Annotated in this window: 23 protein-coding genes; 16 read left to right on the forward strand and 7 right to left on the reverse strand. The window is 73.2% G+C overall.

The window, feature by feature from the left end:
- A partial coding sequence (locus HMPREF3159_RS01640; RefSeq protein ID WP_070499360.1) for a response regulator transcription factor occupies positions 1-577 on the reverse strand: 577 nt, incomplete at its 3' end.
- Positions 574-1,959, reverse strand: coding sequence for a sensor histidine kinase (locus HMPREF3159_RS01645; RefSeq protein WP_070499361.1), 1,386 nt, complete (start codon positions 1,957-1,959; stop codon positions 574-576). The genes HMPREF3159_RS01645 and HMPREF3159_RS01640, both read right to left, overlap by 4 nt.
- 162 nt (positions 1,960-2,121) lie before the next feature.
- Between HMPREF3159_RS01645 and HMPREF3159_RS01650 the strand changes: the two genes are divergently transcribed.
- From HMPREF3159_RS01650 to rlmB, 4 genes are all read left to right on the forward strand, one after another.
- Positions 2,122-3,309 carry a LacI family DNA-binding transcriptional regulator gene (locus HMPREF3159_RS01650; protein WP_070499363.1) on the forward strand — a complete coding sequence of 396 codons (1,188 nt, stop codon included), beginning with the start codon at positions 2,122-2,124 and terminating at the stop codon, positions 3,307-3,309.
- Positions 3,310-3,381: 72 nt separating this feature from the next.
- On the forward strand, positions 3,382-3,864 hold the full coding sequence (locus HMPREF3159_RS01655) for a phage holin family protein (protein ID WP_070499365.1): 483 nt from the start codon (positions 3,382-3,384) through the stop codon (positions 3,862-3,864).
- A gap of 85 nt (positions 3,865-3,949) precedes the next feature.
- Positions 3,950-5,395: a cysteine--tRNA ligase gene (gene cysS / locus HMPREF3159_RS01660; protein ID WP_070499366.1), complete on the forward strand. Its 1,446-nt coding sequence runs from the start codon at positions 3,950-3,952 to the stop codon at positions 5,393-5,395.
- 21 nt (positions 5,396-5,416) lie between these two features.
- Positions 5,417-6,379: a 23S rRNA (guanosine(2251)-2'-O)-methyltransferase RlmB gene (gene rlmB / locus HMPREF3159_RS01665; protein ID WP_062949639.1), complete on the forward strand. Its 963-nt coding sequence runs from the start codon at positions 5,417-5,419 to the stop codon at positions 6,377-6,379.
- 81 nt (positions 6,380-6,460) lie between these two features.
- Here the strand turns inward: rlmB and HMPREF3159_RS01670 are convergent, their stop codons facing one another.
- From HMPREF3159_RS01670 to HMPREF3159_RS01680, 4 genes are all read right to left on the reverse strand, one after another.
- Positions 6,461-6,925, reverse strand: coding sequence for a YczE/YyaS/YitT family protein (locus tag HMPREF3159_RS01670; RefSeq protein ID WP_371441685.1), 465 nt, complete (start codon positions 6,923-6,925; stop codon positions 6,461-6,463).
- Between the two features lie 51 nt (positions 6,926-6,976).
- Positions 6,977-7,147: a hypothetical protein gene (locus HMPREF3159_RS18150; RefSeq protein ID WP_371441686.1), complete on the reverse strand. Its 171-nt coding sequence runs from the start codon at positions 7,145-7,147 to the stop codon at positions 6,977-6,979.
- A 28-nt stretch (positions 7,148-7,175) separates the two neighbouring features.
- Positions 7,176-8,417, reverse strand: a complete 1,242-nt coding sequence (locus HMPREF3159_RS01675; RefSeq protein WP_070499368.1) for a DUF4032 domain-containing protein — start codon at positions 8,415-8,417, stop codon at positions 7,176-7,178.
- A gap of 262 nt (positions 8,418-8,679) precedes the next feature.
- On the reverse strand, positions 8,680-9,765 hold the full coding sequence (locus HMPREF3159_RS01680; protein ID WP_070499370.1) for an ABC transporter ATP-binding protein: 1,086 nt from the start codon (positions 9,763-9,765) through the stop codon (positions 8,680-8,682).
- 261 nt (positions 9,766-10,026) lie between these two features.
- On the opposite strand from HMPREF3159_RS01680, the gene HMPREF3159_RS01685 reads away from it, so the two are divergent.
- Both HMPREF3159_RS01685 and HMPREF3159_RS01690 read left to right on the forward strand, forming a co-directional pair.
- Positions 10,027-10,713, forward strand: coding sequence for a peptide deformylase (locus tag HMPREF3159_RS01685; protein ID WP_070499371.1), 687 nt, complete (start codon positions 10,027-10,029; stop codon positions 10,711-10,713).
- Positions 10,714-10,905: 192 nt separating this feature from the next.
- Complete coding sequence (locus HMPREF3159_RS01690) at positions 10,906-11,658, forward strand: hypothetical protein (RefSeq protein ID WP_246821413.1); 753 nt, start codon at positions 10,906-10,908, stop codon at positions 11,656-11,658.
- Positions 11,659-11,764: 106 nt separating this feature from the next.
- Here HMPREF3159_RS01690 and HMPREF3159_RS01695 read toward each other — a convergent pair whose 3' ends face one another.
- A complete protein-coding gene (locus HMPREF3159_RS01695) occupies positions 11,765-12,277 on the reverse strand; it encodes an inorganic diphosphatase (RefSeq protein WP_010551035.1) in 513 nt (170 codons plus the stop codon).
- Positions 12,278-12,370: 93 nt separating this feature from the next.
- Between HMPREF3159_RS01695 and HMPREF3159_RS01700 the strand changes: the two genes are divergently transcribed.
- From HMPREF3159_RS01700 to HMPREF3159_RS01745, 10 genes are all read left to right on the forward strand, one after another.
- The gene (locus tag HMPREF3159_RS01700) at positions 12,371-13,780 is read left to right on the forward strand and encodes a D-alanyl-D-alanine carboxypeptidase/D-alanyl-D-alanine-endopeptidase (RefSeq protein WP_246821415.1); all 1,410 of its coding nucleotides are present in this window, start codon (positions 12,371-12,373) and stop codon (positions 13,778-13,780) included.
- Positions 13,780-14,874: a tRNA lysidine(34) synthetase TilS gene (gene tilS, locus HMPREF3159_RS01705; RefSeq protein ID WP_070499376.1), complete on the forward strand. Its 1,095-nt coding sequence runs from the start codon at positions 13,780-13,782 to the stop codon at positions 14,872-14,874. The genes HMPREF3159_RS01700 and tilS overlap by 1 nt, the downstream gene beginning before the upstream one ends.
- 43 nt (positions 14,875-14,917) lie before the next feature.
- Entirely contained in the window at positions 14,918-15,472 is a 555-nt protein-coding gene (gene hpt, locus HMPREF3159_RS01710) for a hypoxanthine phosphoribosyltransferase (RefSeq protein WP_010551038.1), read from the forward strand.
- Positions 15,473-15,476: 4 nt separating this feature from the next.
- Entirely contained in the window at positions 15,477-17,615 is a 2,139-nt protein-coding gene (gene ftsH, locus HMPREF3159_RS01715; protein WP_070499378.1) for an ATP-dependent zinc metalloprotease FtsH, read from the forward strand.
- 1 nt (position 17,616) lies between these two features.
- Positions 17,617-18,183 carry a GTP cyclohydrolase I FolE gene (gene folE, locus HMPREF3159_RS01720; protein ID WP_010551040.1) on the forward strand — a complete coding sequence of 189 codons (567 nt, stop codon included), beginning with the start codon at positions 17,617-17,619 and terminating at the stop codon, positions 18,181-18,183.
- Between the two features lie 4 nt (positions 18,184-18,187).
- Positions 18,188-19,045, forward strand: a complete 858-nt coding sequence (folP, locus tag HMPREF3159_RS01725) for a dihydropteroate synthase (RefSeq protein ID WP_010551041.1) — start codon at positions 18,188-18,190, stop codon at positions 19,043-19,045.
- Complete coding sequence (gene folK / locus HMPREF3159_RS01730) at positions 19,042-20,007, forward strand: 2-amino-4-hydroxy-6-hydroxymethyldihydropteridine diphosphokinase (RefSeq protein ID WP_070499380.1); 966 nt, start codon at positions 19,042-19,044, stop codon at positions 20,005-20,007. Before folP ends, folK begins: the two co-directional genes overlap by 4 nt.
- Positions 20,004-20,510 (forward strand): DUF3180 domain-containing protein, encoded by a 507-nt coding sequence (locus tag HMPREF3159_RS01735; RefSeq protein ID WP_070499382.1) that lies wholly within the window; start codon positions 20,004-20,006, stop codon positions 20,508-20,510. The genes folK and HMPREF3159_RS01735 overlap by 4 nt, the downstream gene beginning before the upstream one ends.
- A gap of 151 nt (positions 20,511-20,661) precedes the next feature.
- The gene (locus tag HMPREF3159_RS01740; RefSeq protein ID WP_083305745.1) at positions 20,662-21,234 is read left to right on the forward strand and encodes a PH domain-containing protein; all 573 of its coding nucleotides are present in this window, start codon (positions 20,662-20,664) and stop codon (positions 21,232-21,234) included.
- Positions 21,231-21,769 (forward strand): PH domain-containing protein (locus HMPREF3159_RS01745; RefSeq protein ID WP_141748026.1); only part of this gene is annotated, 539 nt, incomplete at its 3' end. The genes HMPREF3159_RS01740 and HMPREF3159_RS01745, both read left to right, overlap by 4 nt.

Here is a 21,769-nt window from a genome sequence, read left to right on the forward strand (position 1 = left end):
GCTTCGTGAGCAGGGAGGAGATGTGCTTCTCGACGCTTCCGGCGGAGACGAACAGCGCATCGGCGATCGCCTGGTTCGAGCGGCCCTGCGCCATCAGGGAGAGCACCTCGCGCTCCCGCGGCGTGAGCGCCTCGAGGGTGCGGCGCCGGCGGGAGCGGACGAAGATCTGCTGGACCACCTCGGGGTCCAGCCAGGTCCCGCCCTCGCCGACATCGGCCACCACCCCGAGGAACTCCTCCACGTCCGCGACCCGATCCTTGAGCACGTAGCCCAGGCCGTGCGAGGAGTCGGCGATGAGATCGGAGGCGTAGCGCTCCTCGACGTACTGGGAGAGCACCAGCAGCGCCACCTCGGGATCCTGCTGCCGGATCAGCACCGCGGCCCGCACGCCCTCGTCGGTGAACGTCGGCGGCATCCGCACGTCGATCACCGCGAGGTCGGGGCGGTGGTGGGAGACGGCGGCGAGCAGGCCCGCCGCATCGCCCACCGCGGCGGCCACCTCGTGGCCGGCGTCGGTCAGGAGCCTCTCGAGCCCGGCGCGCAGCAGCACGGCGTCGTCGGCGATCACGATCCTCATCGGGGGACCTCCAGGGTCTGGTCTCGGGGCCCGGTCCCGTCGGCCGGGCGCGGGAGGGGGACGGCGCTCAGGTCGGCGGACAGGGCCGGTCGCAGGGGAGCGGCGCCGGAGGTCGGCGCGCCGGTGGGCAGGACGGCCTCGAGCACGGTGCCGCCGCCGACGGGGCTGCTGATCCCGAGCACCCCGCCGGTCGCGCGGACCCGGTCGGTGAGCCCGGCGAGGCCGGTGGAGAGCCCGTCGCGGCGCACCCGCGCGCCGCCGCGCCCGTCGTCCTCGATCCGCACCCGCAGCGCGTGCGGGTCCTGGCGCACGCTCACGGAGACCTGCTCGGCCTCCGCGTGCTTGGCGATGTTGGTCAGCGCCTCGGCGACCACGAAGTAGGCCACGCCCTCCCGCTCCCGGTCCAGCCCCGCGTGCGCCGGCCCCAGCAGGGAGACGTCGAGGTCGACGGGGATGCGGGAGCGTGCGGCGAGGGCGGAGAGCGCCGCATCCAGGCCCCGGTCGGTGAGCACCGCCGGGTGGATCCCGCGGGCGAGCTGGCGCAGGTCGGTCATCACGGCCTTCGCCTCCGCATGCGCCTCGCCGACGAGCCGCTCGGCCCGGTCCGGGTCGGTGCGGATCGCGGTGCGGGCGAGGCCCAGGGTCATGGCGAGGTTCACCAGGCGCGGCTGCACCCCGTCGTGGAGATCCCGCTCGATGCGCAGCCGCTCCTGGGCGGCGGCGTCGACCGCGCCCTGACGCCGTTCGGCGAGGTCCGCCACCTGCTCGCGCAGCTCCTCCTCGGATCCGGAGATCAGGCCGCGGGCGAGACCGCGGTCGGCGAGCGCGCCGAGGGCGAGCAGCACCGCGCAGAGCGCCAGGGCCGCGGTGCCGAGCACGGCGAGGGCCCAGCGGGACATCTCCACGCTCCCGATCCGGACGGGGCCGTGCAGCAGCGCGAGCTCCCAGCCGGACCAGCCCAGCCACAGCATCGCGAGGGCGACGAGCAGGAACGCCCCGGCCACGATCATCGCGAGGTGGTGGTGGAGGACCCCGCGCCAGAACCCGCCGGTGCCGAGCTCGAACCAGCGGTCCTGCAGCCAGCCGGCCGCACCGCGGCGCAGCGAGCGGCGCCGGGCGGGGATGTTCACCCCGATGCCGTGCACCGCGACCGCGCGGCGCCGCTCGATCCGCACCGCGACCTGCATCAGCAGCAGCCACGGGACCAGCAGCAGCAGCCCGCTGCCCAGGGCGGGGAGGGCGCCCAGCCCGGTCACGAGCATGACGATGCTCGCGACGCACCAGGTGAGGCTCAGCACCCCGCCGACGACCACCGAGGCCAGCGCGGCAGGGGAGATCCGGGACCGGGCGGGCGCCCCGGTCCTCTCGCTCGTCTCGTCCATGGCTCGACCCTAGACGGGCCCTCGCGACCGGTCCCACCGGGCCCGCCGTCCGCGTGCGCGGGGGATATCCCCCGCGCGGCCCGCGCCGGGTGAGCCATACCGCACCGACTGCTCCCGCGGACCTGCCTCCGCGGCCGCCGCCGATGCGGTTCAATGGAGGCCATGAGCAGTGACGCCACCTCCTCCGACAGCTCCCTGGACCCCCACAACGACGCGGCCGCCGCCCAGGCCGACGACGGCTCGACCGGCCAGATGGTCGAGGACGTGGAGTCGACCGCCGCCGAGCTCGACGCCGACGGCGCCTCCCGCGGCACCCTCCGCGACGTCGCGAACTCGCTGGGGATCTCCAGCGCGGTCGCGCTGCGCGCCCTGCGCGGCGCCGACGAGATCAAGCCCCGGATGGTGGAGCGCGTGCGCGAGGCCGCCGAGCGCCTGCACTTCCCGCTCGAGGAGCTCAGCGGGGAGACGGAGCACCGCGGCGTCGTCGCCGTGCTCGTGAACACCATGCGCAACACCTGGATCTCCGACCTCGTCCGCTCGATCCGCATCGAGCTCGCCGCCACCGGCCGCACCGCCGTCGTCGTGCCCACCCGTCGGCGTCTGCCGGAGTACCCGGTCGCCGTGGACACCGACGCGATCGAGAACCTCGTCCACCTCGGCGTGGACGGCTTCCTGATGGTCTCCGACCTCGCCGACATGGACGAGGTCCTCGAGGCCACCGGCAACCGACCCCTGGTCGGGATCGGCTGCTCGAAGGAGCTCGTCGGCCGGATCGACACGGTCCGCATCGACGACGAGGTCGGGCAGGGCCTCCTGGTCGATCACCTGGTGAGCCTCGGCCACCGCGAGATCGCTCACGTCGGCGGGGTCGGCGCGGCCGTCGCCCGCGAGCGCGCCGATGCCTTCCGCGCCGCGATGGCGCGCCACGGCCTGGCGGACTCCGCACGGGTCGAGCCGGGCGACTTCACCGAGCAGGTCGGCCAGACCGCCGGGTCGATGCTGCTGCGCGGTAGCCAGGTCCCCACGGCGGTGACCTGCGCCAACGACGTCACCGCCGTCGGCGTGCTCTCCGCGGCCCGCGAGGCCGGCTACGACGTGCCGGAGGCCTTCGCGGTCGCCGGCTACGGCAACACCTCGCTCGCCTCCTCGGGCGTCGCGGAGCTGACCAGCGTGGACCCGAACTCGGAGCGGCTCGGCGCCCTGGCGGCCCAGATGCTGGTGGACCGCGTCTCCGGCCACGAGGGAACCTTCCGGGACGTCGCGGTCGCCCCCTCGCTGGTGGCGCGCCGCACCACCGCCGCCGGCCCCCGCCCCGAGACCACCCGCCGCAAGCGGATCTCGGTGGACTGAGCCCTCGGCCCGCTCCCTCGATCCGGCTCGATCCGACACAGAAACGCCCGCACCCTGCGATAGGCTCCGATCATGATCAACACCACGAACGACCCGAGCACGCCGCCCACCCAGCGGTCCATCGGCGAGCTCGTCCAGTCCATCCGCGATGAGCTCCTGGGCGTCGTCCATCACGAGATCGACATCGCCAAGAAGGAGATCACGGCCCTCGGCATCAAGATCGGCATCATCGCCGCGATGGCCGCCGTGCTGCTGTTCCTCCTCCTGTCGGCCTGGGTCATGCTGCTGTTCGCGGCCGCGACCGGCCTGCAGGCGCTCGGGCTGCCGGCCTGGGGCTCGTTCCTCATCGTCGCCGGCGTGTTCATCCTCCTCGGTGCGATCGCCGGTCTCGTCGCCTTCCTGGTCTCCAGGAAGCTGAAGGCCCCCGAGACCACGATCGAGACCGCCCAGTCCGCGGTCCAGGCCGTCCAGGGCAAGCGCCGCAGCAACGCCGTCTCCTACGACGACACCTTCGAGGAGCTCTACGGCAAGCAGGTCAGCGCCCGCACCGAGTGACCGCCCGGGGGCCGATCGGCCCGACCGCGCGCGTCGGTCGAACCGGCTGAGCGGAGACGGCGCCACCAGGCAGTACCCTGGGGACGTGACTCTCCACCTGCACGACACCGCCACCCGCACCACTGCACCGTTCACCCCGGTGCGCGAGGGGGCGGTGTCGCTGTACGTGTGCGGTCCCACCACGCAGGGCGCGCCCCACCTCGGGCACCTGCGCACCTTCCTCTCCTTCGACGTGCTGGTGCGCTGGCTCGAGCGCAGCGGCTACGAGGTCGCGCACGTCCGCAACGTCACCGACATCGACGACAAGATCCTCGCGAAGTCCGCCGAGGCGGGCGCCGAGTGGTTCGCCTGGTCGCTGCGCTTCGAGCGCGAGTTCCAGGACGTGCTGGACCGGATCGGGAACCGCCGCCCCACCTACGAGCCGCGCGCCACCGGGCACGTGCCCGAGATGATCGAGCTCATGCAGCGCCTGATCGAGCGTGGCCACGCCTACGCCGACGGCGCCGGCTCGGTCTACTTCGACGTCGCCTCCCTGCCCACCTACGGCGCGCTGACCCGCCAGTCTCTCGAGGACATGCAGGACGCCGGCGAGGAGATGGAGCCCGGCAAGCGCGACCGTCGCGACTTCGCCCTGTGGAAGGCGGCGAAGGCGACCGAGCCGGAGACCGCCTCCTGGGACACGCCCTTCGGCCGCGGCCGCCCGGGCTGGCACCTCGAGTGCTCCGCCATGAGCCGCAAGTATCTCGGTGAGACCTTCGACATCCACGCCGGCGGGCTCGACCTGCGCTTCCCGCACCACGAGAACGAGCAGGCGCAGTCCCACGCCGCCGGCTACGGCTTCGCCCAGCGCTGGATGCACTCCGGCATGGTCACGGTCGACGGGCTGAAGATGGGCAAGAGCCTGGACAACTTCGTCACCGCCGCCGATGCGCTCGGCGAGCACCCCGCCGCGGCGGTGCGCCTCGCCCTCGTCGGCGGCCACTACCGCGCGACGATCGAGTACAACACCACCGCGATGCGGGAGGCGGAGACGGTGTGGGAGCGGTTCTCCGCGACCGCGCGTCGCGCCGCCGAGCAGCTCGAGGGAGACCTGATCGCCGCGGCCGACGCCGACCTGCGCGCCGTGGAGCTGCCGCAGGAGTTCGTCGCGGCGATGGACGACGACCTCTCCGTCCCCGAGGCGCTCGCGGTGATCCACCGCGAGCAGGCGGGGCTGAACACGCTCCTGGCCGCACGCGGCGGGGCGGACGGCGCCCAGGTCGCCGAGGGCCTCGGCCGTCTGCGGGCCATGCTCGACGTGCTGGGGCTGGACCCGCTGGGGGAGCAGTGGGGCGGGGAGGCAGGCGCCTCCGGGGCGGAGCACGCGGCGCTCGACGCGCTGATCTCCGCGCAGCTCACCGCCCGCGAGGCGGCGCGCGCCGAGAAGGACTGGGCCCGGGCCGACGCGCTGCGTGATGCGCTGACCGCCGCCGGGATCCGCATCGAGGACGGCCAGGGCGGCGCCCGCTGGACCCTCGAGACCCGAGACTGAGCAGGACTGAGGAGACCACCCATGGCAGGCAACAGCTCGCGCCGCGGCGCGGTGCGCAAGGGCAAGAAGGGCGCGACCGTCGGCTCCGGCGGCGTGCGCCGACGGGGGCTGGAGGGCAAGGGCCCGACCCCGAAGGCCGAGGAGCGCCCGAACCACAAGAAGTACTCCGGCGGCTCGGGATCCGGCGCCGCGGGACGACGCGGCGGGCCCAAGGCCAAGGGCAAGGCGCCCGGCAGCGACCAGGTCGCCGGGCGCAATGCGGTGCTGGAGGCGCTGCGGGAGGAGATCCCCGCCACCCAGCTGACCCTCATGGTGCGGATCGACGCCGACGAGCGGGTGCGGGAGATCATGCGCCTGGCCGCGGCGCGGGCGCTGCCGGTCGTCGAGGCGACCCGCACCGACCTCGACCGCATGACCGACCACTCGGTGCACCAGGGTGTGGCGCTGACGATCCCGCCCTACGAGTACGCCGAGGTCGACGAGCTGCTCGAGATCGCCGCGGACCGCTTCGAGCCGCCGCTGCTGGTCGCGCTCGACGGCATCACCGACCCCCGCAACCTCGGCGCGATCCTCCGCTCGGCCGACGCCTTCGGCGCGCACGGCGTGATCCTGCCCGAGCGGCGCAGCGTGTCGATGACCGCGAGCGTGTGGAAGGTCGCCGCGGGCGCCGCCGGCCGCGTCCGCGTCGCCCAGGTCACGAACCTCAACCGCACCCTCGCCGCGCTCAAGGAGCAGGACGTGTTCGTGCTCGGACTCGACGCGGACGGCGACGTCACCTCGCGCGAGCTCGAGCTCGGCACCCAGCCGGCCGTGCTCGTCGTCGGCGCCGAGGGCAAGGGCCTCTCCCGCCTCGCGCGGGAGACCAGCGACCAGGTGGTCTCGATCCCGATGGCGGGGCGCTCCGAGTCGCTGAACGCCTCGGTCGCCGCCGCGATCGCGCTCTACGAGATCTCCGGGGTCCGGGACCAGCACGGACTGGCCTGACCCTCCCGGCCCGGCCTGAGCCTTCCGGCCCGGCCTGCCGCGAGAGCCCGGGCCCGGCCCGAGAGCCCCGGCCGGCGCGCCTCAGCGCGCGGCGCCGGGCTTCCTGCCCCGCACCGAGCGGACCGGGATCAGCACGTGGGGCAGCGCCAGCTGGATGACGGGGCCGAGCGCGATCGCGTAGACGACGGTGCCGAGCCCGAGCGGTCCGCCCAGCAGCCATCCGGTCACCAGCACGATCACCTCGAGCACGATCCGCACCGGCCCGACGGGCCGGGAGAGCACCCGGCTGAGCGCCGTCATCAGCCCGTCGCGGGCGCCCGCACCGAGCTGCGCGCCGATGTAGACGGCGCCGCTGATCCCGTTGACCACCACGCCGAGCAGCATGAGGGCGATCGCGACGGGCAGCGAGCTCGCCTCCGGCAGGATCAGCATCCCGAGGTCGATGCTGACCCCCACCCAGATCGCGTTCGCGACCGTGCCGATCCCGAGCCGCTCGCGCAGCGGGATCCACAGCAGGAGCAGCACGAAGCTCACCGCGATGCTCATCGACCCCACGGTCGCGTCGAGCCGCTCGGCGAGCGCCGCGTGGAAGACGTCTCAGGGCGCGCCGCCCAGCCCCGAGCGCAGCAGCATCGCCAGAGACAGCCCGAAGCCGGTCAGCCCGAGCATCATCTGCACGAGCCGACGCCCCAGCCGGTCCACGCCCAGCTGATCGCGCAGGGACAGGTTGTCGAGCCGGGCATGCCGGCGCCGCTCCGACGCAGCCACGTCTCGTCTCGGACTCCTCGCGACCCGCTCAGGCCTCGACGATCGGCAGGGCCGAGGTCTCGGTGGTCACCAGCGACTTCTCGTCGGGCCGGTGGATGAGCTCGTTGAGGATGTAGTGCCGCACGGTGTCATCGAGGCTCACGTCGACGCCGGCCTGCTCGGAGAGGAACCACTTGTGCTCGAGCACCTCGTGGAAGAACTCCGGCGGCTCGAGCTTCGAGCGCATCGACCGGGGGATCGCCCGGACCACGGGCTCGTACTGGTCCTTGAGCCACTCGTGGGCGACGAACTCCTCCTCCTCCGCCTGCTGCTCCGTGTCCGCGCGGAACTGGTCGAGATCGTTCAGGAGTCGACGTGCCTGGTTCTCCTGGGCGTCGATGCCGGTCAGGCGCATCAGGCGCCTCGAGTGGTGACCGGCGTCGACGACCTTGGGGCGGATCGAGAGGGTGGTGCCGTCGAGGTCGGTGGTGATCTCGAGCTCGCCCACGTCGAAGCCGAGCTTGTTCAGCCGCTCGATCCGGGCGGAGACCCGCCAGCGCTCGTCGGCGGAGAAGCGCTCCGAGGAGGTCAGCGCCTCCCACAGCTCCTCGTAGCGGGCCACGAGGTCGTCGCCGATCTCGACAGGGTCGACCTCGGGGTCGATCATGTCGCCGGCCTGCAGGTCCATCAGCTCGCCGATGATGTTGGTGCGGGCCAGGTCGAGGTCGTAGTGGCGCTGCCCGGCCGTGAGCGTCTCGTGCAGGGAACCGGTCTCGACGTCGACGATGTAGGCGGCGAAGGCCCCCGCGTCACGGCGGAACAGCGTGTTCGACAGCGACACGTCGCCCCAGTAGAAGCCCTCCAGGTGCAGCCGCACCAGCAGCACGGCGAGCGCGTCGAGCAGGCGCTGGGCGGTGTCCTGGCGCGAGACCTGGCTGAACACGGCCCGATAGGGGAGGGAGAACTGCAGATGACGGGTGATCAGCACGGCGTCCAGCGCCTCGCCGGAGCGGCCCGTGCGACCGGAGACCACCGCGAAGGGCTCGACCGAGGGGATGCCGATCCGGCCCAGCACCTTGAGCGTGTCGTACTCGCGCTGGGCGAGGTGGTGGTTGATCTCCTTGAGCGCGAGCACCCGCCCCGAGACCCGGACGAAGCGGACCACGTGGCGGGAGATGCCGCGGGGGAGCGCGGCCAGGATCTCGTCGGGCCACTGCTCCAGCGGCGTCTCCCAGGGCAGATCCAGCAGTGCAGGGTCTGCACGGGACGCGGTGATCTCCAGGGGTGCCATGGGTCCATTCTCTCCCGAGCGCGAGGGCCAGGCCCATACGCTTCCACAAATCACGTCGGACCGACGGGAAGATCACGGCTCGGGACTTCGTGTCGTCGCGTCCCCGAGGTCGCCGGGAACCGTCCTGGGGCCGACGGGGGCGGCGGCGCCGAGCCCGCCGGGGACGGACGACGAGCCCGCCGTGGACGGATGACGGAGCCGCCCGGGACGGACGACGGGCGCCCGGCCGGAGCCGGACGCCCGTCGTGCGGAGCGGGGGTGCTCAGTCGCCGAGGCGCTTGCCCGACTTCGCGTCGAAGAGGTGCAGGTGGCCCTCCTTGGGACGGAAGTAGACGGTCTCGCCCTTGGCCGGGGGACGGCGGCCGTCGACGCGCGCGATGAACGGCTTGGCAGTCTCGTCGCTGCCGGCGCGGCGACCGTAGATGAACGCGTCCGCGCCGAGCTCCTCGACCACGTCGACCTCGACCGCGATGCCCTGCTCGTCGCCGACGAGCTCGAGGTCCTCGGGGCGCACGCCCACGGTGACGGTGGACTGGTCGGTGTCCGAGAGGGTCGCACGGTCCACGGGCAGCACGGCGCCGCCGAACTGGACGCCCTGGTCGGTGAGCTTCTCCTCGAGCAGGTTCATGGCGGGGGAGCCGATGAAGCCGGCCACGAACACGTTGTTCGGGTGGTCGTACATGCGGCGCGGGGAGTCGATCTGCTGGAGCACGCCGCGGTCGAGGACGGCCACGCGGTCGCCCATCGTCATCGCCTCGGTCTGGTCGTGGGTGACGTACACGGTGGTGACGCCGAGACGACGCTGCAGCGAGGCGATCTGGGTACGGGTCGAGACGCGCAGCTTCGCATCGAGGTTCGACAGCGGCTCGTCCATCAGGAACACCTGCGGGGAGCGCACGATCGCACGGCCCATGGCCACACGCTGGCGCTGACCGCCGGAGAGCGCCTTCGGCTTGCGGTCGAGGTACTCGGTGAGGTCCAGGATCGCCGCGGCGTCCTCGACGCGCTTGCGGATCTCCGCCTTCGGGGTGCCGGCGATCTTCAGGGCGAAGCCCATGTTGTCGGCGACCGTCATGTGCGGGTACAGCGCGTAGTTCTGGAACACCATGGCGATGTCGCGGTCCTTCGGCGGGACGTCGGTGACGTCACGATCGCCGATGAGGATGCGGCCCGCGTCGATCTCCTCGAGACCGGCGAGCATGCGCAGGGAGGTCGACTTGCCGCAGCCCGAGGGGCCGACGAGGACGAGGAACTCGCCGTCGCCGATCTCGATGTTGAGGTTGTCGACCGCGGGGCGCTCCTGGCCCGGGTAGATCCGGGAGGCGTTGTCGAACGTGACTGTTGCCATGGTGGTTCTCCTTCACCGGCAGGTACGTGCCGGACGATCCGTTGTGAAGTGACTGTGACACCGGTTCGGGGGGAGCTCCTCGGGGGTGCTCCATCGCACCGGCACGGCAGAGTGTATCCCACGTCTCACCCTCCTGGTGCGCCCCGGCGCCGACGGCGCGCCGTCGTCCCGGCGGCGCCCTGCCCTGGCCGTGGGCGGACCGCGGCAGGACCGGACCCGGCGTTCTCCCGTGCACGGCGCCGGGCGCGGGATACTGGGGCGGTGGACACTGCTGAGCTGACCCGGAAGATCCTGGACCGACGCCCCCGCGAGGGCGCCCCGCTGCGCATCGTGCAGGCAGGGCACCCCGCCCTCCGCCGCACCGCCGTCGCCGCCCGCGACCGCCTCGAGCCCGCGCTCCTGGCGGAGCTCGCGGATGCCATGACCGTGACGATGAGGGACGCGCCCGGCGTCGGTCTCGCCGCCCCGCAGATCGGTCTGCCGCTGAGCTTCTACGTCGTCGAGGACCCCTTCGCCGCCGAGGAGGGGGAGGACCCCGAGGACGAGCTGCTCGAGCGCCGACCGCTCGCGCTGCGCGCCCTGCTGGACCCCGTCGTCGAGCCGTTCGGGGACGAGACCGTCTTCGCCTTCGAGGGCTGCCTCTCGGTCGACGGCTGGCAGTCGATCGTGCCCCGCTCGCGCCGGGTGCGCCTGCGCGCCCAGGAGCTGCTGCCCGGCGGCTCCCTGCGCGACGTCGACGAGGAGCACGTGGGCTGGACCGCACGGATCCTCCAGCACGAGACGGACCACCTGGGCGGGACCCTCTGCCACGACCGGATGGTGCCGCGCTCCTTCGTGGAGGCCGGCTACGTCCACCACTACGCCGACCTCGGCGAGGCCGTGCGCCGACTGGGCCTGAGCGGCGACATCGCCGAGCTCGGCGAGGGCGAGGTCGTGCTGCGCCGCTGAGGCGCCGCGCCGCCCGGTCCGCACTGCCCGGTCCGCGCCGGGGCTGTGCGGCATCCGCGGCGTCGCCATGTCCCCGTCGGACGGGGATCCGACCGCGGACCGGGCGTCCGCCGTGCGCACTCGCCGTCCAGGAGCGGGGCCCCGTGCGCGATACCGTTGCCCTGTTCAGGACCCCGACGAATGGAGGCCCAGGTGGCCACGAACTCCCCGCAGCCCGTCCCGCGCGACCACGGCGCTGCCGCGACGCGACCCGACGACCTCCCTCTCGAGGAGGGCTCCCTCGACGAGCAGCTCGACGAGCGCTGGCTCTCGCTGATCGACGCCGCGCTCAGGGTCCAGGCGCCGCTGGCCCGCACCTACGTCGAGCACCTGCGCGCCAGGCACCCGGAGGCGACGGACCGTCAGCTGCTGGAGAAGGTCACCTCGCGCTTCACCGCGCTGACCACCGCGACCGGCGCCGGCATCGGCGGCGTCGCGGCGCTGCCGGGCCTCGGCACCGCCGCCGCGATCGGCCTCACCGTGGGGGAGGGGCTCTCCTTCGCGGAGTCCTGCGCCTTCCTCACCCTCGCCGCCGCCGACATCCACGGCGTCGACATGACCGACCGCGAGACCCGACGCCTCGTGCTGCTGGGCGTGCTCGGCGGCGAGCGCGGCGCCGAGATCATCGGCAAGGCGCTCGGCCGGCAGGGCATGCGCTGGAACTCTGTCCTCGGCGGCGGGGGCCTCCTGCCCGGCTTCGTCACCAAGCAGGTCAACAAGTACGTGCGGCGCCGGGTCGTGGCCCGCACCGGCGGTCTGTGGCTCGCACGTCTGGTGCCCTTCGGGATCGGCGCGGTCCTCGGCGGACTCGGCGCCCGCGTCGTGGCTCGCTCCGTGGTCGAGGCGATGCTCGAGATCTTCGGCCAGGGGTCGCAGGGCCCGGAGGGCGAGCTCACCCGGGGCTGAGCGGGAGGCCCGGGCGTCGCGCCCGCAGTCACGCCCGCACATGATGACGGGGCCGGTCCCTCAGGATCGGCCCCGTCGTCGTGCGTCCTGCGCGGACGGACCGCGCTCAGACCTCCTGCGTGAACTCGTTGGCGTGCTCGGTGCCGACAGCACGCTGGTAGGAGCGGCGGATCTCCGCCTCCGCGTCGCTGCGGCCCTCCCAGTGCGCGCCCTCGACGCTCTTGCCCGGCTCGAGATCCTTGTAGACCTCGAAGAAGTGCTGGATCTCCAGACGGTGGAACTCCGAGACGTCGGTCAGCTCCTGGCGGCGCACCTGACGGCGATCGCCCACGGGCACCGCGACGATCTTGTCGTCGCCGCCGGCCTCGTCGCGCATGCGGAACATGCCCAGCGCGCGGCAGCGGATCAGGCAGCCCGGGAAGGTCGGCTCCTCGAGCAGGACCAGGCAGTCCAGCGGGTCGCCGTCCTCGCCGAGGGTCCCCTCGATGAAGCCGTAGTCGTCCGGATAGCGCGTCGCGGTGAAGAGCATCCGGTCCAGGCGGATCCGCCCGTTGTGGTGGTCCACCTCGTACTTGTTCCGGTTCCCGCGAGGGATCTCGATGGTCACGTCGAATTCCACGACAGCCGCTCCATTGCTCCGGCCCCGTGGGCCACTTCATTGCTCCGGCCCCATGGGCCGCTTCCGATGACCGGGACACCATATCGTGGTGGCATGGCCCTTCGAGCAACCGAGCGCATGTGGCGCACCGTCGCCGTCGTGATGTGCGCGGCACTGCCCGTGAGCTTCTACGTCCTCGGCGACCTGATGGACGCCTTCCCCGGCGTGCTCACCGTGCGCAGCGCCGAGGAGGACCCCGGCTCCGGCCCCCGCGCCGTCGCGGAGGACTGGGAGCGGGTCGATCCGGCCGAGGCCGTGGCCCCCGTCGGCTCCTCACCGTCCCCGGTCGACCCCGCCGACCTGCAGCAGCGCATGGCCGCGAAGGCGGAGCTGCCCGTCGTGGGCGGGGGCCTGGCCTTCAGCGTCGTCGCGGCCGAGGACGGCCAGGTGCTCGCCGAGCGGGACTCGTCCAGCGCCCTCGTGCCCGCCTCGACCCTCAAGCTGCTCACCGCCGCGGCCGTGCTGCGGCAGTACACGGGGGATGAGGTGCTGGTCACCCGCGCGACCGTCCAGGACGGCGTGGTGACCCTGGCGGGAGAGGGTGACATGACCCTCACAGAGGAGGATCTGCGCGAGCTCGCCGTGCAGACGGCGGCGCTGGCGGCCGAGCAGGGGACCTCCTCCGTCGCCCTCGCCCTGGACGACTCGTATCTCGTGGGCGGGGCGAACCCGGCCTGGGGGGACAACGGCACGGCGGGCGGCTGGGTCACGCCCACCGCCTCCCTCGCGCTCGAGGAGGGATGGCTCGACGGGGAGCAGTACGGCCCGAAGTCCGCCGATCCCGCCGGCGACGCGGCCCGGCGCTTCGCCGAGCTGCTCGGCGAGGAGGGCCTCGAGGTGACCGGCGGGATCACCGCGGCCGCCGCCCCGGAGGGCGCGCCCGCCGCGGAGATCTCCTCCGAGCCGCTCTCGGAGATCGTGCGCCACACCCTGCTCATCTCCGACAACACCACCGCCGAGCTGCTCGCGCACCTGGTGGCGCTCTCCCGCGGCGAGGAGACCACCCCCGCCGGCGCCGCCGCCGCCGCCGAGGCGGAGATCCGCGAGCTCGGCGCCGAGATGGGGCTGCCCGAGGAGGACCTCGCCGGGCTCGACCTCCGCGACGGCTCCGGCCTCTCGCGGGAGAACCGGGTCCCGCCGGCGCTGCTCGCCGCGGTGCTCGCCCAGGTCGCCTCCGGCGAGGTGCCCGCCCTCGAGCAGATCCTCTACGACGTGCCCGTCGCGGCGCTCTCGGGCACGCTCGCGGACCGCTTCGGCCATGGCGACGACTCGGCCGCCGCCGGGCAGGTGCGCGGCAAGACCGGCTATCTCGGCGGCGCCGCGACCCTCGCCGGCGTGACCGTGCTCCCCGACGGCCGCACCGTCGGCTACTCGATCGTGGTCCACGGCTTCGACGGCGCCGACGCGGACGCCGCCCGCGCCGCGGTCGACGACGTCGCCGCCGAGATGGTGCAGGTCGACTGATGGCCGGCCCTCCTCCCGTGGTCGCCCGTGCCCGCCGCGCCGTCCGCGCCGCCCTCGCCGAGCGGCTCGAGCAGCTCGCCGACGACACCGGCTCCGGCCACCTCTCCCCGCGCCTGCTGGTCGGCGTCTCCGGGGGCGCCGATTCGCTCGCGCTCCTGGCGACCACCTGCTGGGTGGGGGAGCGGATGGGGCTCGCGACCGAGGCCGCGATCGTCGACCACGGGCTCCAGGACGGCTCCGCCTCCGTCGCCGCGCGCGCCGCCGCGCAGGCGGAGCGGCTGGGCGCCGAGGCGCACGTGCTCACGCCGTCCGTCGACCTCGCCGCGCCCGGCGGTCTCGAGAACGCCGCCCGCACCGCCCGACACGACGCCCTCGAGCACCTCGCCCGGGAGCGCGGTGCGCTCGCCGTGCTGCTGGGCCACACCCTCGACGACCAGGCGGAACAGGTCCTGATGGCCCTCGCCCGCGGCGCCGGGCCCCGGGCGCTCGCCGGGATCCGCCGCAGCCGCGCCCACCTGCTGCGCCCCTTCCTCGGCACCGGCCGCGACGAGACCACGGCCCTGCGACGCGCCGACACCGAGGAGATCTGCACCCTCCACGACCTCGAATGGTGGGAGGACCCGATGAACGCGGATCCCGAGCTGCTGCGCTCGCGGGTGCGCCACCGGGCCCTGCCGCTGCTGCGCGAGATCCTCGGGGAGCAGATCGACGAGAACCTCGCCCGCAGCGCCGACCTGGTCCGCCCCGATGTGGACCATCTCGACGAGGAGGCGCGGGCGCTGCTGCCCGCCCTGCGCCGCGACGCCGGGGAGCTCGCCGAGGAGGGAGACCTGCTGCACCTCGACGTCCACGCCCTCGCCGCCGTCCCCGCCCCCGTGCGCACCCGCGTGCTGCGTGACGCCTCCCGTTCCGCTCAACGCGCAATCGATGCAGGTGACGCAGGTGGATCCACGAAATCGCTGCTGCGCAGGCAGGTGCTCGCGCTGGATGCGCTGGTCGTCTCATGGCACGGTCAGGCAGCGGTGCCCGTTCCGGGTAGGATCGAGGTCGCTCGCCGTGACGGCCTGTTGGTGTGGCGCCGTCCCGCTCCGTGAGCCGCGGCGGACGCACCCACCACATCACCTGGAGGAGATCCGCGTGCCCCAGACGCACCCCCACCCCGATGTCGACCGCGTGCTGCTGGACGAACAGCAGATCCGTGACCGGCTCGCCGAGATCGGCGCGCAGATCGCCGCGGACTACGCCGAGGAGCCCCCGATCCTGGTGGGCGTCCTCAAGGGGGCGGTGATGGTGATGGCGGACCTCGCCCGTTCCATCGACCTCAAGGTCGAGATGGACTGGATGGCGGTCTCCTCCTACGGGTCGGGCACGAAGTCCTCGGGCGTGGTGCGGATCCTCAAGGACCTCTCCGGCGACATCACCGGGCGCAACGTCCTGATCGTCGAGGACATCATCGACTCGGGCCTGACCCTGAAGTGGCTGCTGGCCAACCTCCGCTCCCGCGGGCCGAAGTCCGTGGAGATCGCGACGCTGCTGCGCAAGCCCGAGGCCGCGCGCGTCGAGATCGACGTGAAGTACGTCGGCTTCGACATCCCCAACGAGTTCGTCATCGGGTACGGGCTCGACCATGCGGAGAACTACCGCAACCTTCCCTACGTGGGCGTCCTCGCACGCTCGGTCTACGAGGACTGAACCGGTGGCAGATTCCCCCAAGAGCACGGGCCGCGGCTCGGGCGGCAGGAAGCGCCGCCCCTTCACCTCCGTCGCCCTCTGGATCGTCGTCGCGCTGCTGCTGGGCATGGCGCTGTTCTCCCTGCTGGGCCGTGACGGCTATCAGCAGATCGACACCGAGCAGGGCCTCGAGCTGCTGCAGGGCGACACCGTCGAGCAGGCGAAGATCATCGGCGGCAACCAGCAGCGCGTCGACCTGGTCCTGACCGAGGACTTCACCGACGGCGAGGAGAACAAGGGCACCCGGGTGCGCTTCGCCTACGTCGACGCGCGCGGCGAGTCGATCGTCTCCGCGGTCGAGGAGTCCGCCCCCTCCGGCGGCTACACCGACGAGATCGCCACCAGCTCGTGGTGGTCCACGCTGCTGCTGTCCTTCCTGCCGCTGCTGATCTTCATCGGCCTGTTCTGGTTCCTCATCATGAACGCCCAGGGCGGCGGCCGGGCGATGCAGTTCGGCAAGTCCAAGGCGAAGCTGTTCAACAAGGAGGCCCCGAAGGTCACCTTCGCCGACGTCGCCGGCGCCGAGGAGGCCGTCGAGGAGCTCGACGAGATCAAGCAGTTCCTCGTGGACCCGGGCCGCTACCAGGCCGTCGGCGCGAAGATCCCCAAGGGCGTGCTGCTCTACGGCCCGCCCGGCACCGGCAAGACGCTGCTGGCCAAGGCCGTCGCCGGCGAGGCGAACGTGCCCTTCTACTCGATCTCCGGCTCGGACTTCGTGGAGATGTTCGTGGGCGTCGGCGCGAGCCGCGTGCGCGACCTGTTCAACACCGCGAAGGAGAACTCCCCGGCGATCATCTTCATCGACGAGATCGACGCCGTCGGCCGCCACCGCGGCGCCGGCATGGGCGGCGGCCACGACGAGCGCGAGCAGACGCTGAACCAGATGCTCGTGGAGATGGACGGGTTCGACGAGAACCAGAACGTCATCCTCATCGCCGCGACCAACCGTGTGGACATCCTCGACCCGGCGCTGCTGCGCCCGGGCCGCTTCGACCGTCAGATCGCGGTGACCGCCCCGGACCTCAAGGGTCGGCTGCACATCCTCGGCGTGCACGCCAAGGGCAAGCCGCTGGCCCACGACGTGGACCTCGAGGCCGTCGCCAAGCGCACCATCGGCATGTCCGGTGCGGACCTCGCCAACGTGCTGAACGAGGCGGCGCTGCTCACCGCCCGCTCGGGCAATCAGATCATCGACAACCGAGCCCTGGACGAGGCGATCGACCGCGTCTCCATGGGCCCGCAGCGCTACTCCAAGGTGATGACCGAGCGCGAGCGCCAGATGACCGCGTACCACGAGGGCGGTCACGCCCTGGTCGCGGCGGCGATGAACAACTCCGCCCCGGTCACCAAGGTGACGATCCTGCCGCGCGGTCAGGCCGGCGGCTACACGATGGTGGTCCCCACCCAGGACCGCAACTACCAGTCCCGCAACGAGCTGCTGGACCGCCTCGCCTACGCGATGGGCGGCTATGCGGTGGAGGAGTCGATCTTCCACGACGTCACCACCGGCCCCAGCTCCGACCTCCAGAACGCCACCAAGATCGCCCGCACCATGGTCATGCAGCTGGGCATGAGCGCGGCCGTCGGCCAGGTCGCCCTCTCGGGCGACCAGGACGAGGTGTTCGTGGGCATGCAGCAGGGGCAGGGCCCCCGCTTCTCCGGCGAGACCGCGAGCATCGTGGACCAGGAGGTGCGCAAGCTCCTGGACAACGCGCTGGACGAGGCCTGGTCCGTGATCGTGCAGAACCGTCACGTGCTGGACCGCCTGGTCGAGGAGCTGCTGGAGAAGGAGACGCTGAACGAGCACGAGCTCGCCGCGATCTTCGCGGACGTCACCAAGCTGCCGCCGCGCGAGGTGTGGGTCTCCAGCGAGGAGCGGCCCTCCCTGGAGGCGCCGACGGTCGGCTCGACCACCACCGGCACCGGCACCGAGGAGCACGACGCGGGCGAGCCGCTGCAGCCCGGCGCCCCCGAGCTGCCCCATCCGGGCGGCGAGGGCCCCGGCATCCCCGGCGCCCCGCACGGCGGTGCCCCCGGCGGCTCCGGCCAGCCCGGTCCCGGCCAGGGGTACGGCTACGGCGACCGCGACGAGACGGAGCGCTGAGATGGCGGTGGACCGGCCCCGGGTCGAGGCGGCGGTACGGGAGCTCCTCGCCGGGATCGGCGAGGACCCCGACCGCGACGGCCTCCTGGACACCCCCGCGCGGGTGGCGCGGATGTACGCGGAGGTCTTCGAGGGGCTGGAGCAGGACGCGCACGAGCCGCTGTCGACGACCTTCGACATCGAGCACCAGGAGCTGGTGCTCGTGCGCGACATCGCCTTCCACTCGATGTGCGAGCACCACCTGCTGCCCTTCCACGGGATGGCGCATGTGGGGTACATCCCCGGCGGCGGCGCCGTCACGGGGCTGAGCAAGCTCGCCCGCCTGGTCCACGTCTACGCCCGACGGCCGCAGGTGCAGGAGCGGCTCACCTTCCAGATCGCCGATGCGCTGATGGACGAGCTCGGTGCGGCCGGCGCGATCGTCGTGATCGAGGCGGAGCACATGTGCATGTCGATGCGCGGCGTGCGTGCCGCCGGGGCCCGAACCATCACCAGCGCCGTGCGCGGCATGCTCCGGGACAGCTCGAGCACCCGCAGCGAGGCCATGGCCCTGATCAACGGACGGTGAGCTCGTGACCATCCCCGTGCATCGCCCCGAGGGCCTGCCGGACCGCCTCGGCGGGGACGACACCCTCGTCATGGGGGTCCTGAACGTCACCCCCGACTCCTTCTCCGACGGCGGGGAGCACGACAGCGCCCCCGACGCGATCGCCCACGGCCGTCGCCTGGTCGCCGAGGGCGCCGCGATCATCGACATCGGCGGGGAGTCCACCCGCCCCGGCGCCCCGCGCGTCCCCGAGGAGGAGGAGCTGCGCCGGGTGATCCCCGTGGTCGAGGCCCTCGCCGCCGAGGACGTCGTGCTCAGCGTGGACACCATGCGCGCCTCCGTCGCCGCCGCGAGCATCGCGGCCGGGGCCCTCATCGTCAACGACGTCTCCGCCGGCCAGGCCGACGTGCGGATGGGGGCGCAGGTCGCCGAGCTGCGGACGCGTCTGGGCACCCCGCCGGTGTTCATCGCGATGCACTGGCGCGGCCACAGCGACGTCATGAACGACCTCGCCCGGTACGAGGACGTCGCCCACGACAGCACCGCCGAGCTCGGCGACCGCCTCAGCACGCTGCGCGAGGCCGGGATCGAGGACCGCTTCCTCGTCGCCGATCCGGGCCTCGGCTTCTCCAAGACGGGGGAGCAGAACTGGGACCTGCTGGCGGACTGGGACGCGATCGCCTCCCACGGTCTGCCCGTCCTCATCGGCGCCTCGCGCAAGCGCTTCGTCAGCGCCCTCGACGTGGACCGCGACGCGGCGACCGCCGCGATCAGCGCCTACAGCGCCGAGCACGGCGCCTGGGCGGTGCGCGTCCACGAGGTCCCCTCCAACCTCGCCGCGGTGCGGGTCGGGGACCGGCTGCGTCGGAGCAGGCGCCGATGAACCCGCACGATGGCAGCGCGCATCACGGCTCCGCGCCGGCGTCGATCGGACGCCTGGACCGCATCGAGGTCACCGGCATCCGCGCCTGGGGCCATCATGGCGTCCTCGCCGCGGAGAAGGAGATCGGCCAGGAGTTCGCGGTCGACGTCGTGCTGCACCTCTCGACCGCCGCGGCCGGCCGCACCGACGTCCTCTCCCGCACCGTGAACTACGCCGAGGTCGTCACGGCCGTGCACGAGGAGATCGGCGCCGGCCCCCACGACCTCGTCGAGACCCTCGCCGAGCGGATCGCCGAGAGGATCCTCGAGGAGACCGGGCACCCGCTGGTGCGCCGCGTCGGCGTGCGCGTGCACAAGCCCGCCGCCCCGGTCGGGCTGCCCGTCGGCGGGGTGGCCGTCGCGATCGAGCGCGACGCGCGCCCCGTCCTCGCCGTGCTCGCGCTCGGCAGCAACCTCGGCGACCGCGAGACGCATCTGCGCGGGGCGCTCGATGTGCTCGCCTCCCACCCGGGCACCGAGGTCGCCTGGACCTCGCCCGTGCTCGAGACCGCCCCCGTCGGCGGGCCGGACGGCCAGGGCGCCTATCTCAACGCCGTGGTCGGCGTGACCACCGAGCTCGGTCCCCACGACCTCCTCGCCCTGGCCCACCGCGCCGAGCGGGCCGCCGGACGGCAGCGCCTGGTGCGCTGGGGCGAGCGGACCCTCGACGTCGACGTGATCGCGTACGGCGACTGGCGCAGCGAGGACCCCGACCTCACCGTGCCCCACCCCCGCGCCCACGAGCGCGCCTTCGTGCTCGGCCCCTGGCATGCCGCGGACCCCGCCGCCGAGCTGCCCGGCCGCGGACCGGTCGAGGCGCTTCTCGCCCACGCCGCGGACCGCGAGGACCTGCGCCCGGGCCCGGCCCTCGAGGGCTTCGACGCCCCGGCCTCCCGGACGGGGGAGGGAGCGGCGGAGTCGTGAGGCCCCTGAACATCCCCGTGCTCGTGCTGATCCTCGTGATCGGTGCGGGCTTCGGGGCCCAGATGCTCGAGGCCCTCGCCGCCCGCGGCCACTCCCTCCCGGTCGCGGGATGGCTGACGACCCTGGTGCTGCTGGCCCTGTCCGCGGTGCTGCTCGCCTACGGCCTCCCGATGCGCCGCTACCTCCAGGAGAGCGAGGAGCGTCGCGACAAGCCCTCCTACGCGCCGCGTCGGCACCAGATCGACCTGCCCACCGCCTATCGCACGGTCCTGCTGGCCCGGGCCTGCGCCTACACCGGCGCGATCATGGGCGGGATCTTCGCCGGCCAGGCGCTGTTCCTGCTGATCACCGGCACCGGCGACCTGTTCGGCGCGATCCTTCCGACCGCCGCCGCCGCGGCCTCCGGCATCGTGCTGGGCGTGCTCGGGGTGATCGTGGAGCGGTGGGGAAAGCTCCCACCCGACGGCGACGGCTCCGCCGAGGGCGCGGAAGCCGGGTCCTGACCGTTCGCCTCGCGCCCTCCGGCTCCGCCGCGGGACGGTCCTGCGACCTGCCCGTCGGCGGAGCGGGGCACGAGCGAGGACCGACCTTCGGCGGGGCGGACGGCACCGAGCGTTGCACGGCGCCTCCGGCCCGGGATGACACGATGTCCCCATGACCTCCTCCGCGCCCGATGCCCGCCCGCCGCTCCCCACGGCGACGCCCCACGACGCCCCGCCGCCCGAGGTCTCCGACGCCCCCGGGGCGCGACTCGGCGCGCAGGGGCTGCAGCCGGTCTCTCCGAAGCTCGTCCCGGCCCGCTATCTCGCGGGGATCCCCGGTTACGTGATCGGGGTGCTGCTGACCATCGGCGCGATCGTCGCGGCGGCCCTGACGGGATGGTGGTGGCTGGGACTGACCGGCATCGTGCCGCTGGTGCTGGTGGTGCAGGGCCTCGCGCTCACCCCGCGACGGGTGCGGGCGATCGGCTATCGCGAGGGGGAGGAGGACCTCACCGTCGCCCTCGGGATCATGTTCCGCTCCGTGCACACGATCCCCTACGGCCGCGTGCAGTCGGTGAAGATCGACGAGGGGCCGGTGGACCGCCGCTACGGCCTCGCGAAGCTCACGCTCAGCACCGCCCATGACGGCGCCGGCGTCACCCTGCCCGGTCTGCCGAAGGACGAGGCCGAGCGCCTGCGCGCCCTGCTCACTGCGCGCGGCGTCGAGCTGATGGCGGCGCTGTGACCGCCCCCGGCCCCGGCCCCGAGCCCGGAGCGTCCCGCCACCGCACCCATCCGATCACGCCGCTGGTGACCGGCTGGAAGGTCGTCGTGGGCGTCATCGCGGTGCTCACCGCCCAGAACATCGCCCAGCTGGCGAACGAGTTCACGGTCCGTCGCGCGCTGATCGGACTGGGCATCCTGCTCGTCGTCGTCCTCGTGGCGATCGTCCTGTCGGCCCTCAGCTGGTGGTTCACCACCTACGCGGTGGACGAGGACGGCGTCTCCGTCCACAGCGGCATGATCAGCCGCTCACGCGAGTACGCGCCGCGGGCACGCATCGAGTCGGTCTCGATCGAGCGCCCGCTGCTGGCCCGACTGCTGGGGCTGGCGAAGGTGCGCGTCGAGGTCGCCGGCGGCGGCGAGTCGTATCTCGACATCGAGTACGTCTCCTCCGCCCGCGCCGAGGAGCTGCGCCTGGGCATCCTCGAGGTCGCGGCCGGGGCGTCGGCCCCGCGCACCGCCGCCGCTCCCGTCGAGGGCGCTGCGGCCGACGGGAC

Source organism: Brachybacterium sp. HMSC06H03 (assembly GCF_001807385.1).
Classification (GTDB): Bacteria; Actinomycetota; Actinomycetes; order Actinomycetales; family Dermabacteraceae; genus Brachybacterium; species Brachybacterium conglomeratum.